This is a genomic window from Micromonospora sp. DT233, from assembly GCF_049841815.1.
Taxonomy (GTDB): Bacteria; Actinomycetota; Actinomycetes; order Mycobacteriales; family Micromonosporaceae; genus Micromonospora.
The window spans coordinates 220,987-233,257 of the sequence record NZ_JBNCLB010000004.1; the positions used below are offsets into that span (position 1 = coordinate 220,987).

8 protein-coding genes are annotated in these 12,271 nt (G+C 74.2%); 2 read left to right on the forward strand and 6 right to left on the reverse strand.

The genetic code is table 11. From position 1 onward, the window contains the following. Positions 1-143 precede the first annotated feature (143 nt). From ACLQ2V_RS12125 to ACLQ2V_RS12135, 3 genes are all read right to left on the reverse strand, one after another. Entirely contained in the window at positions 144-2,612 is a 2,469-nt protein-coding gene (locus ACLQ2V_RS12125) for a transglutaminase TgpA family protein (protein ID WP_425718527.1), read from the reverse strand. Between the two features lie 77 nt (positions 2,613-2,689). Then, the gene (locus tag ACLQ2V_RS12130; RefSeq protein ID WP_425718528.1) at positions 2,690-3,988 is read right to left on the reverse strand and encodes a DUF58 domain-containing protein; all 1,299 of its coding nucleotides are present in this window, start codon (positions 3,986-3,988) and stop codon (positions 2,690-2,692) included. A gap of 3 nt (positions 3,989-3,991) precedes the next feature. Continuing rightward, on the reverse strand, positions 3,992-5,047 hold the full coding sequence (locus tag ACLQ2V_RS12135; protein ID WP_425718529.1) for an AAA family ATPase: 1,056 nt from the start codon (positions 5,045-5,047) through the stop codon (positions 3,992-3,994). A 523-nt stretch (positions 5,048-5,570) separates the two neighbouring features. On the opposite strand from ACLQ2V_RS12135, the gene leuS reads away from it, so the two are divergent. Further along, on the forward strand, positions 5,571-8,408 hold the full coding sequence (gene leuS, locus ACLQ2V_RS12140; RefSeq protein ID WP_425718530.1) for a leucine--tRNA ligase: 2,838 nt from the start codon (positions 5,571-5,573) through the stop codon (positions 8,406-8,408). Positions 8,409-8,762: 354 nt separating this feature from the next. Here the strand turns inward: leuS and ACLQ2V_RS12145 are convergent, their stop codons facing one another. From ACLQ2V_RS12145 to ACLQ2V_RS12155, 3 genes are read right to left on the reverse strand one after another with little or no spacing between them, the layout of a single operon-like run. Next, positions 8,763-9,455 (reverse strand): TVP38/TMEM64 family protein, encoded by a 693-nt coding sequence (locus ACLQ2V_RS12145; protein WP_425718531.1) that lies wholly within the window; start codon positions 9,453-9,455, stop codon positions 8,763-8,765. Beyond that, positions 9,452-10,171, reverse strand: a complete 720-nt coding sequence (locus ACLQ2V_RS12150) for a type 1 glutamine amidotransferase (RefSeq protein WP_425718532.1) — start codon at positions 10,169-10,171, stop codon at positions 9,452-9,454. Before ACLQ2V_RS12150 ends, ACLQ2V_RS12145 begins: the two co-directional genes overlap by 4 nt. Further along, positions 10,161-11,408: a MurT ligase domain-containing protein gene (locus ACLQ2V_RS12155; RefSeq protein WP_425718827.1), complete on the reverse strand. Its 1,248-nt coding sequence runs from the start codon at positions 11,406-11,408 to the stop codon at positions 10,161-10,163. Before ACLQ2V_RS12155 ends, ACLQ2V_RS12150 begins: the two co-directional genes overlap by 11 nt. A 354-nt stretch (positions 11,409-11,762) precedes the next feature. Between ACLQ2V_RS12155 and mraZ the strand changes: the two genes are divergently transcribed. Next, positions 11,763-12,194 carry a division/cell wall cluster transcriptional repressor MraZ gene (mraZ, locus tag ACLQ2V_RS12160; protein WP_425718533.1) on the forward strand — a complete coding sequence of 144 codons (432 nt, stop codon included), beginning with the start codon at positions 11,763-11,765 and terminating at the stop codon, positions 12,192-12,194. Positions 12,195-12,271 lie beyond the last annotated feature (77 nt).

Consider the following 12,271-nt stretch of genomic DNA (forward strand, 5'->3'; position numbering starts at 1 on the left):
GCGCTGAGCTGCCATCCGGGCGTTTTGAGGTCGATGGCGTCCTGATCACCTTTGGGTACCCCGTCACCCGTGCCCTCGGGCGGCACCGCCGACGGCGGCCGGGGTGCCGGCCGGGTTCCGCCGGCGCCCCGCCCCCGGAGGCGTCAGCGGCCGGCGCGGGTGGCCAGCAACCGGCGGGGGTTCCAGCGCAGCAGCCGGTACCGGGCGTCGCCGGCCCTGGCCACCACCCGCGAGGACGTGTCACCCACCGCCCTGCGCCAGCGCAACAGCACCGACGGCGGCAGCACGGCGGCGAGGAACCTGGTCCGTCGGTCCGACTGCGCCGCGAGCACCCCGCGCACGCTGCGCAGGGCCGGGGGCAGTTCCTCGCCGGTCAGCGGGTCGCGGGCGTAGCGGGCCCGCTCCTCGGCCCGCCCGAGCAACCGCGCCGCCGCCACGGCGGCGGGATCCTCGGCCAGGACCTCGGTGACCAGGCGCTCGGCCGTCGCCCGGGGGGTCTCCGTGCGGTCCACCCGCACCCGGTAGTCCACCAGGGTGTCGAGCAGCTCGTCCCAGGTGGCATGCGCCTGGGCCCGGGCCCGGTCGGGGTCCATCCCGACCACGACCGTCCGACCCGCGTCGGCGACGCCGGTGCCCGCCGGGGTCGCCGGGACTGCCACCGTCGTGCGGGGGCCGCGGCGGCGGCGCAGCATCGCCCGGCGCAGCGCCGGAAGCGCCAGCAGGGCCAACAGGACCAGCCCGCCCGCCGCCCACCACGGCCAGACCGGGGACTGCCGGGCGGGGCCGGCGGCCCCGAGCGCCAGCCCGGTGTCGGCGTCCCGGTCGGCCCGGTCCGGGCCGGCGACCTCCGGCGAGGTCTCCGCGTCGTCGGCGTCGGCCGGCGAGCCGGCGTCGGGGGTGGTGGGCTCCGGGGCGTCGGTGTCCGGCGCCCACGCCGAACGGGTGGAACCCTGCACCCCGTACGCCGGGGTGGCGTCGAACGGCACCCAGCCCACCCCGTCGAAGTGGACCTCCGTCCAGGCATGCAGGTTGCGGTTGGTCAGCACGTAGCCCTCGTCGGTGCGGCCGGTGCCGTTGGTGAAGCCGAACGCCACCCGCGCCGGGATGCCGGCCGCCCGGACCAGCCAGGCCATCGCCGCCGCGTACTGCTGACAGAAGCCGGACTTGTTGGTGAGGAAGTCGACGATCTCCTGGCCGCTGGTGCCCCCCTTGGTCGTCAGGGTGTAGGTGAAGCCGTTCTCCGAGGAGAAGTAGTCGTAGATGGCCCGCACCTTGTCGTAGTCGGTGCTCTTGCCCTTGACGAGCTCACCGACGAGGGCGTCGACCTGCGGCACCGGCGGGGTGTCGGTCTGCCCGACCCGCAGCGGGTGGTCGGCCGGCAGCGAGGGAGCCCGGCGCAGCGCGGCCGGACTGAACGTCGACCGGACGTAGTCGAACGAGTACTGCTTGTTCCGGGAGTTGTCCCGGTTGGAGTAGAACACCTGCAGGTCGGTGTCGTAGAGCCAGCTGCCGCCCAGACCGTCGACCCGCACCGGCTGCGCGTAGGCCGGCAGCAGGGGCATGGCCAGGTTCTCCGTCACCTTCACCGTCGCCCGGTACCGCTTCTGGGTGACCCCCTCGGCAGTGGCCCACGTCGGATCGGGGAACCCGCGCGTCACCGCGCGCCCGGACGGGTCACCGACCCGGAACCCGTTCGGCGAGAGCTCGTCGGCGACGCCGTAGCGCAGGTAGAACGGGGCCGGCTCGTCGGTGTCGACCCGGACCATCTCGTAGACCTCGGACTGGTTGAGCTGCCCGCTGAGCGCGGCGAACAGGTCGACCCGGCCCGGGTTGCCGCCGGTGCCCTTGCCGCCGCCCGGGCCGTTACCGCCGCCCGAGCCGAGGGTGTCGAGCAGCCCGCCGGTCATCCCGGGCACGGCCAGCGGCAGGGCCACCGCCAGCACCACCCCCACCGCCGCCAGCCGCCGACCGGCGGCGGCCAGCGGGGACGACTCCCACACGTCGACGTCCCGGCCGTCGCCGGTGAACCGGCGGCCGAACCGACGCACCCGCTCCACGTTGTCGGTGACCAGCAGCCAGAGGTAGCCGGCGGCACCGACCACGAACGGCACGGCGGGGACGCTGTCGACGTAGACCGCGACCGGCACCGAGTAGATGGCCAGCATCGGCAGGCCGGCCAGCGCCGGGCGGCGCAGCCCGACGGTGAGCACGTCCACCACCACCGCCACGGCGCCGACGCCGAGCACGGTGACGAAGAGCAGCGGATCGGTGTCGGGGACCTTCACCCCGTACGAGCGCATGTCCTGCGCGGAGGCGGCAAGCAGGTCGCCGAAGTGGGCGAAGGTGGCCGGGGTGGGCAGCAGCGCCAGCAGTTCGCCGCCGCTGGGGAAGAGCCAGGTCAGCGCGAACAGGAGCCCGGCGAGCATGGCCAGCGCCTGCCCCCACAGCGGCACCCGGCCCAGCCGGGCCAGCGCGGCCACCCCGGCCACCACCGCGACCGCGACGGCGGCCTGGATCAGCCAGGTCCAGCGCTCGAAGATGGCCGACAGCGGCGCCGCCGCCAGCAGGGTCGCGGCGGCGGCCACGAATCCTAGGTTGCGGGTCGCGGTCACGGGACCACCCCTTCCGGTCGCTGTCCCGCCCGGCGCGTGCCGGGCGTCACGTCACGCCGCCTGCGCGGCGGCCGTCGTCACTTCACGCCACCCGCGACGGTCTCGGCCAGCGCCGCCCGCAGGGCGAAGCCCTGCGAGCCCCGGCCGGCCTGCGGCCACAGCGCCGGCAGCCGGGTGCCGTGGTCGACCCCGATCACCCGCCAGCCGTTGCGCACCAGGGCCAGCGCGGCGGTGCTGTGCGCGTGGTCGGCCTCGTCCCGGGCCCGGGGCGGCAGGTTCAACCAGGTGGCGGTGTTCAGCAGCAGGGCCACGCAGGTGGCGCCGTTGCCGCGCAACCCGGCCAGCAGCTCGGCCTCGGCGGTGCTCAGCGAGCCCAGGAGCGCGATGATCAGGCCGCCGTCGGCGCGCTGCCGGACCCGCTGCACCAGGGTGGTGATCTCGCCGCGCGGGTCGAGCCGGACCTCGGCCAGGTGGTCCAGCAGCGCGCCGTCCCCGGCGCTCTCGCCGGCGTCGACGTCGGCACCGCCGCCGGTGACCAGGCGCAGCTTGTACCCGGCCTGGCGCAGGTGCACCGCGACGCTGGCCGCCGCGGAGACCGTCCACTCGAAGCTCGCCGTCGGGCCGTCGCCGCGGTGGCCGTACCCGCGGGTGTCCAGCACGACGGTCGCCCGGCTCTCCCAGGGCTGCTCCTCCCGGCGGACCATCAGCTCACCGGTGCGGGCGGTCGACTTCCAGTGCACCCGCCGCAGGTCGTCGCCCCGGCGGTACTCCCGGGTCGCCGCGTCGTCGTCGCCGTGCACCGCCACCGAACGGGCCCGGCTGTCGCCGCTGCCCGCGTACTCGCCGGGGAGCCGGACCGAGGGCAGCGGCGTGACCTGCGGGATCACCGTGAGATGGTCGGTGCTGGGGAAGGCCCGGCTCAGCTCGCAGAGCCCGAACGGGTCGGTCAGCCGGACCACCAGCGGGCCCACCTCGTAGCGGCCGCGCACGTCGGCGCGGACGGTGTACGCCACCGAACTGGCCTGCTGCGCGCCGAGCCGCTCCAGCACCACCCGGGGCCGGCTGCCCAGCGCGTACGGCAGCCGGTCCTCCAGCAGCAGGGTGCCGGTGGGCAGCCGGGACATGTTCTGCAACCGCAGCACCACACGGGAGCTGGCGCCGACCGGCACCCGGTGCGGCTGAAGCGACCGGTGACAGGCCAACTTGTACCGGCTGCGCCCGACGTAGGCGGCGGCGAGCAGCGGCAGGACGGCCAGCAGCACCGCCACCCGCAGCAGGTCCCGCTCGCCGAGGATGGCGGCGGAGAGGCCGGCGGCCAGCGCGGCGGCCAGGAAGGACCGGCCACGGGTGGTCAGGCCCCGCAGTCCCTCGCGCACGCGTCACCGCCTCCGGGGCTCGTGCGGCGCGCGCCCGGTGCCGTCGGCCGCCGGCCGGGTGTCGTACGGGGAACGCTGCCGCTCCTGCGGCAGCGCGAGCCGGTGCACCAGCTCGGAGACGATCGCGTCGGTGGTGCGCCGGGCGAGCTGGGCGTCGGCGGTGGGGATGATCCGGTGGGCGAGCACCGGCACCGCGAGCGCCTGCAGATCGTCGGGCAGGACGTAGTCGCGCCCCTCCAGGGCGGCGACGGCCCGCGCGGTGCGCAGCAGTTGCAGGGTGGCCCGGGGGGACGCGCCCAGCCGCAGGTCGGGGGCCTCACGGGTGGCGGTGACCAGGTCCACCGCGTACTGCTTGACGGCGTCGGCGACGTGCACCTCGCGGACCGTGGCGATCAGCCGCCGCACCGAGTCGGCGTCGGCGACGGCCCCCAGCTCCTGCAACGGGTCGGACGCGCCGTGCCCGTCCAGCATCGCCAGCTCGGCGGCCGGGTCCGGGTACCCCATCGCGATCCGGGCGGTGAAGCGGTCCCGCTGCGCCTCGGGGAGTGGGTACGTCCCCTCCATCTCGATCGGGTTCTGGGTGGCGATCACCATGAACGGGGTCTGCAGGTGGTAGGTGACCCCGTCGACCGTGACCTGCCGTTCCTCCATGCACTCCAGCAGCGCCGACTGGGTCTTCGGCGAGGCCCGGTTGATCTCGTCGCCGACGACCAGGTTGGCGAAGACCGCGCCGGGGCGGAACTCGAAGTCGTGCGTCTCCTGGTTGTAGACACTGACCCCGGTGACGTCGCTGGGCAGCAGGTCCGGAGTGAACTGGATGCGACGCACCGAGCAGTCGATCGACCGGGCGAGGGCCTTCGCCAGCTTGGTCTTGCCGACGCCGGGAACGTCCTCGATGAGGAGGTGGCCCTCGGCCAGCAGGACGGCCAGGGCGAGCCGGACCGTGGCCGTCTTGCCCTCGATGACCTGCTCGATGTTGGCCACGATGGCCTCGCTGGCCGTACGGAACTCGTCGTGCGGCAGCACGCCGCCCACCTCGTCCCAGGTCTGCTGTGTCACGGGCCTCCTCCTCGTCGGGCGAAACGGCAGCTCTGCAGAGAGCACCTGGACCCGCCAGTTGGTTCGCGACGGGAAGAGTCTTGTCTGCCGCAGAAAAAGACGTCGGCCTCTCAGGCTAACCATGTTTGTCGTTATCGCCGACCCTCGCAGCAAGTCCGTAGGTTAGCCCCGGAAGATTCGCCGGCGGGTCCCGCCTGTCGGTGCGGGCGACGTGCGCGGACCGGCGGCGGGGTACACTGCCGGACATGGCCGGAGTCTTCCTGCTCCTTACCGGGCCGTGCTGATGCGCTGACGCGCGACAGCACGGCGGCCCCTCCTGCGCGAGGGGCTTTTTTGTGCCCTCCGCCGGGTCACGCCCCTCACCGGGCGCGGCGCGCCGGGCGGCACGACGCCCCGCCGGGCGGCCGGCGGTGGCAGCGCGGGCGGACGCACTCCCCATACCGACATTGACCGCGCCGAGCGAGGTCAGCACCCAGCCCGGCCGTGGCGCGGCCGGCGGCGACGAGCGAAGCGAGGAGACGCCATGAGTGAGGCAGCACCGGTGGGCGACACCCCCCCGTACCGGTACACCGCGGCCCTGGCCGGGAAGATCGAGCAGGACTGGCAGGCCACCTGGGAACGGGAGGGCACCTTCCACGCCCCGAACCCGACCGGGCCGCTGGCCGACCCCGACCACCCCCGGGCGGGCGCGGAGAAGCTGTACGTGCTGGACATGTTCCCGTACCCGTCGGGGGCGGGCCTGCACGTCGGGCACCCGCTGGGCTACATCGGCACCGACTGCTACGCCCGCTACCAGCGGATGGCCGGGCGCAACGTGCTGCACGCGATGGGCTTCGACGCGTTCGGGCTCCCCGCCGAGCAGTACGCGGTGCAGACCGGCACCCACCCGCGCACCACCACCGTGGCGAACATCGCCCGCTACAAGGAGCAGCTGCGCCGGCTGGGGCTGGCCCACGACGACCGGCGCTCGGTGGCCACCATCGACACCGAGTTCTACCGCTGGACGCAGTGGGTCTTCCTGCAGGTCTTCAACTCCTGGTACGACGCCGAGGCGAAGAAGGCCCGGCCGATCGCCGAGCTGATCGCCGAGTTCTCCGGCGGCACCCGCCCCACCCCGGACGGCCGCCCCTGGGCGGAGCTGACCGTCGCCGAGCAGCGGAGCATCGTCGACGACCACCGGCTGGCGTACGTGTCGCAGGCGCCGGTGAACTGGTGCCCCGGGCTGGGCACCGTGCTGGCCAACGAGGAGGTCACCGCCGACGGCCGCTCGGACCGGGGCAACTTCCCGGTCTTCAAGCGGAACCTGAAGCAGTGGATGATGCGGATCACCGCGTACGGCGACCGGCTGCTGGCGGACCTGGACGCCCTGGACTGGCCCGAGCCGATCAAGCTGATGCAGCGCAACTGGATCGGCCGGTCGCAGGGGGCGCACATCGACTTCCCGACCGCCGCCGGGGCGGTGCGGGTGTTCACGACCCGGCCGGACACCATCTTCGGGGCCACCTACCTGGTGCTGGCCCCCGAGCACGAGATGGTCGACGCGCTGGTGCCGGCGGCCTGGCCGGAGGGGACGCGGGACGCCTGGACGGGCGGGCACCCCAACCCCCGGGCGGCCGTGGAGGCGTACCGGAAGGCGGCGGCGGCCAAGAGCGACGTGGAGCGGCAGGCCGACACGAAGGAGAAGACCGGCGTCTTCGTCGGCGGGTACGCCACCAACCCGGTCACCGGTCGGCAGATCCCCGTCTTCGTCGCCGACTACGTGCTGGCCGGCTACGGCACCGGCGCGATCATGGCGGTGCCGGCGCAGGACGAGCGGGACTGGGCATTCGCCGAGGTCTTCGAGCTGCCGATCGTGCGTACCGTGGCGCCGCCGGAGGGCTTCGACGGCAAGGCGTACACCGGGGACGGGCCGGCGATCAACAGCGCCGCGCCCGAGCGCGGCCTGGAGCTGGACGGCCTGGCCGTCGCCGAGGCGAAGGCGGCGACGATCGCCTGGTTGGAGACCAACGGCCACGGCACCGGCGCGGTGACCTACCGGCTGCGCGACTGGCTCTTCTCCCGGCAGCGCTACTGGGGCGAGCCGTTCCCCATCGTGTACGACGAAACCGGCGCGGCCATCGCGCTGCCGGAGGAGATGCTGCCGGTCGAGCTGCCCGAGGTCGACGACTTCTCCCCGAAGACCTTCGACGCCGACGACGCCGACAGCAACCCGGAGACCCCGCTGTCGCGCCGCCGCGACTGGGTGGAGGTGGAGCTGGACCTGGGCGACGGGCCCAAGCGCTACACCCGGGAGACCAACGTGATGCCGCAGTGGGCCGGCTCCTGCTGGTACGAGCTGCGCTACCTGGACCCGACCAACGCCGAGCGGTTCGTCGACGCCGAGAACGAGCGGTACTGGATGGGCCCGCGCGGCGCGGGCGACTGCGGCGGCACCGACCTGTACGTCGGCGGCGCGGAGCACGCCGTGCTGCACCTGCTGTACGCCCGCTTCTGGCACAAGGTCCTCTACGACCTGGGCCACGTGTCGTCGTTCGAGCCGTACCGGCGGCTGTTCAACCAGGGCATGATCCAGGCGTACGCGTACACCGACGCCCGGGGCACCTACGTGCCGGCCGAGGAGGTCGTCGAGCGCGACGGCGCCTGGTTCCTGGGCGACGAGGAGGTGCGCCGCGAGTACGGCAAGATGGGCAAGTCCCTGAAGAACGTGGTCACCCCCGACGACATGTGCGCCGTCTACGGCGCGGACACCTTCCGGGTGTACGAGATGTCGATGGGCCCGCTGGAGGTGTCCCGCCCGTGGGAGACCCGGGCGGTCGTCGGGTCGTACCGGTTCCTGCAGCGGGTCTGGCGGGCCGTGGTCGACGAGCAGACCGGCGCGCTGCGGGTCACCGACGAGCCGGCCGACGACGCCACCCGGCGGCTGCTGCACAAGGTGATCGACGGGGTCCGCGCCGACATGGAGGGGATCCGGTTCAACACCGCGATCGCCAAGCTGATCGAGCTGACCAACGGGCTGACCCGGCTGCCGGCGACCCCGCGCGAGGTGGCGGAGCCGCTGGTGCTGATGCTGGCCCCGTTCGCCCCGCACGTGGCCGAGGAGCTGTGGCGTCGGCTGGGCCACGACACCTCGCTGGCGTACGCGGACTTCCCGACCGCCGACCCGGCCCTGCTGGTGGCCGAGACGGTGACGTACCCGGTGCAGATCAACGGCAAGGTCCGGGGCCGCGTCGAGGTGCCCGCCGAGGCGCCGGAGGAGACGGTCCGCGCGGCGGCCCTGGCGGCGGTGGAGTCCGCCCTGGCCGGCAAGACCCCCCGCAAGGTCATCGTGATCAAGGGCCGGATGGTCTCGGTCGTGCTCTGACCCGCCCTCGCCTCGTCGTCGGTCGTCGGTCGTCCGTCGTCCGTCGTCGATCATGGAGTTGTGGTGGGGGATGAAGCGCCCCAACCCGGTGAACCGGGCACCATGACTCCATGATCGACGGCTGGGGTGGGGGGTGGGGGCGGGGGGTGGGGGAGGCTGACCGGCTCGGTGCCGGCGGCCTCGTAGGCGTCGCAGAGCAGCCGGGCGCGGCGGCCCAGCTCCGCCGGGTCGGCACCCGGCCCCAGCCGCGCCCAGTGCCAGGCGGCGAAGGCGACCTCCTCGACCCGCCGGGCGGGCGCGGCCAGGTCCCCGTCGATGCGACGAAGCCCCCGGGAAGCCGCTCCTCGGGAGGGTTCACGCCTCGACGCCCGAGGCTCGCGCCCGGGCGCGCTCGGCGCGCCACCAGCGGTGCACCAGCACCGCGCTGGCGATCAGGCCGAGGCTGGCGGGGGCGGCGGCGTACCAGTTGACGTCGCCCGGCGAGGTGGCCGACGCGCCCAGCGCCGCGTAGCCGAACGCGGTCGGGGCGGAGGCCAGGACGCTGCCGGCGAGGAACGGCAGCAGCCGCGCGCCGGTGGTGCCGTAGCCGTAGCTGACCAGCCCGTACCCGGAGATCGGCAGCAGCCGGACCGTGGCCACGCCGAGCACGCTCTGCCGGGCGAACCAGCCGTCGAGGCGGGCCAGCCGGCCCCGGACCCGCTCGGCGACGAACTCCCGGCCGAGCAGGCGGCCCACCGTGAAGCCCAGCGCCGCCGCCAGCAGGGCCGCGCCCAGCGCGTACGCCGCGCCCTCCAGCGCGCCGAAGAGCGCACCGGAGGCGAGCGTGACGAAGGTCCGGGGGACCAGGGCGACCAGCAGCAGCGCCCCGCCGCCGATGGCGACCACGGGGGCGAGCGCGCCGAGGGAGTCGGCGAGCCCGGGGAACTCCTCCGCCCGGGGCAGGGGCACCACGAGCAGCGCCGCGCCGAGGGCGGCGAGCAGGAGCAGCAGCAGGGCGAACCGACGCGCCGACGGCTGCCGCAGCAGCCGCCGGGCGGCGGCGATCATGCCCGGCTGGCGGCCACCGCGGCGCGACGTTCGGCGCGGAGCCGCTCGGCCCAGGTGTCGTCGAGCGCTGGGAGCTGGTGCGCGCCGGTGGCCCAGCGCAGCAGCAGGTCGGCCAGGGCGGGGTTGCGGGCCAGGGCGGGGCCGTGCGAGTACGTGCCGAGCAGCTTGCCCCGCCACGCCCCCTCGGTCGCGCCGTCGTTGCCGATCCCGGCGGTGACCCGGGCCAGCGGGGCGACCCCCGGGCCGAGGTGGGTCCGGCCGCCGTGGTTCTCGAAGCCGGTCAGCGGCGGCACGCCGAGCCGGGGGTCGATGTCGCCGGCCAGCTCGCCGACGGCCCGGCTGGGCCCCCGGTCGGAGGAGAGGTCGAGCAGCTCCAGCCCGGCGCACTGGACGCCCTTGGCGAAGAAGGAGGTGCCGAGGAGCTGGTAGCCGGCGCAGACGCCGAAGACGACCGAGCCCTGGGCGGCGGCCCGGTGCAGCCCGCCGTCGGCGCGCAGCCGCTGCGCGCCGAGTGCCTGCGGGCCGTCCTCGCCGCCGCCGATGAGGTAGATGTCGGCGGTGGCGGGCAGCCGCTGGTCGGAGCGGACCTCCAGCACCTCCACGGGCATCCCGCGCTGCTGCGCCCGGCGGGCCAGGATCAGCAGGTTGCCCCGGTCGCCGTAGGTGGAGAGCAGGTCGGGGTAGATCCAGACGATGCGCAGGCTCTCAGTTGACACGGTCCAGCTCCGCTCGGATGTCCTGGAAGGCGGTGTAGTTGGCGATGACCTCCAGGCGGCCGGGTGGGACCGCCCGCAGCGCCTCGGAGAACATCCGCACGTGCTGGAACGGCACGCCGTTGACCTCGAGGCGGACCGCCAGGTCGTACGCGCGGTCGCCGGTGATCAGCACCTGCCGGCCGCGCAGCGGGGCGAAGTCGACGTCGAAGAGCCAGGAGGTATCCATCCCGTCGGGGTCGCGGGCGTTGATGGAGAGCAGCGTCGGGGCCACGTCGGCCATCTCGAACGCCTCCAGCCAGCTCGCCGGGTTCTTCGCCAGCAGCAGCCGGATGTTGCGCCCGTCCCGGTCGACCTGGGCGTAGCGGCCGGCGACCGAGGTGACGCTGCCCAGCCGGGAGACCGCGTCGACCGGGCGGACGCCGAACTCGGCGGCGACGGCCAGGGCGGTCGCCGCGTTGCCCACGTTGACCTTGCCGGGGAGTTGGAGGGTCACCTTGTGCCAGGCCCCGGTCGGGTCGAGCACGCCGTCGTCCTCGACCGTCCACTGCGCCTGCGGGCGGCGCAGCGGGCAGCCCTTGCACCACCACTGCTCGCCGGAGCGCTCGATGGTGTGCCCGCACTCGGGGCAGACCCAGGAGTCGTCGTGCCAGCGCTGGCCGGCGCTGAACCAGGTGACGTGCGGGGGGCGGATGCCGCGCGCCGGGTCGCCGGGCGGGGTGGCCGCCCAGACCACCATCGGGTCGTCGGCGTTGGCGATCACCCGCACGTCCGGGTGGTTGACCAGCGCGGCCCGCCAGAGCTGCGCCATCATGGCGACTTCCTTGGCCCGGTCGAGCTGGTCGCGGGAGAGGTTGAGCAGCGCCACCACGTGCGGCTCGGTGGCCGCCAGGACCTGCGCCAGGTAGTGCTCGTCGACCTCCAGCACCGCGTACGGGGTGCTGCCGGCCTTGGCCAGCGCGGAGGTGTGGCCGGTGGGCATGTTCGCCCCGAAGGAGTTGGTGGCCACCCGGCCGAGGACGCCGACGGCGGCGGCGGCCAGTCGGGTGGTGGTGGTCTTGCCGTTGGTGCCGGAGACGAGCGCGATGGCCCGCCCGGACGACAGGTGGGCCAGCAGGTCGGGATCGATCTTCAGCCCGATCCAGCCGCCGATCACCGAGCCGTCACCTCGGCCCGCGGCCCGCGACAGCGCCGCCGCTGTCCGCGACACGGAGCTGGCCACCTTCGCCCGCAGGGGCATCTTCGCGTCGGTCACCCGAGCGAGGTTACCGGACCGCTCCACCCGCCAGATCGCCGCCGACGGTGAACCGTTCGGCCGGGTGCGTCGGACCGTCGGTCGACCCCGGCCGGACCTGCGGTGTCGATCTATGTCGGGTTGCGGACGCCCCGGCGGCCCGGCCCGCGCCCTCCACTCCGCTCCACCCCCTCTGACGTGCAGTTTTGCGGTCCGACACGACGCGCCGCGCCGACGAATCTGGTTGCGGGTGGAGGGAAGTGGAGTAGAGTGGGGCCCAATGGTGAGGCCGGGAGGGCCCACCGGCCCAGGGGGAGGCGGCGCCGCGAACGCCGCCGCAAGGGCGAGGGGGTTGGGCCGATGTTCCTCGGCACCCACACTCCGCGCCTGGACGACAAGGGCCGGTTGATCCTTCCGGCGAAGTTCCGGGATGAGCTGGCGGGGGGTGTCGTGATCACCAAAGGGCAGGATCGCTGTCTCTACGTGTTCCCGATGCCCGAGTTCCAGCGCATCGCCGACCAGTTGCGGGCGCAGCCGGTGACGCACAAGGCGGCTCGGGCCTACAGCCGGGTCTTCTTCGCCAGCGCGCACGACGAGGTGCCGGACAAGCAGGGCCGGGTCACCATCCCGTCCCACCTGCGGGCATATGCCGCGCTCGAGCGCGACCTGGTGGTCATCGGGGCGAGCACACGGGTGGAGATCTGGGACCGGGCGGCCTGGGAGAGCTACCTCTCGGAGAGCGAGGACGACTTCGCCGACATCGAGGAGGGGGTGCTGCCCGGCGGCCTGTAGGGCGTGACGGCGTCCGACGTACTGCGAGATCTCCAGCCGCTTTCGAGTTCCTGGCACCCCTTCCCCGGTGCCAGGCG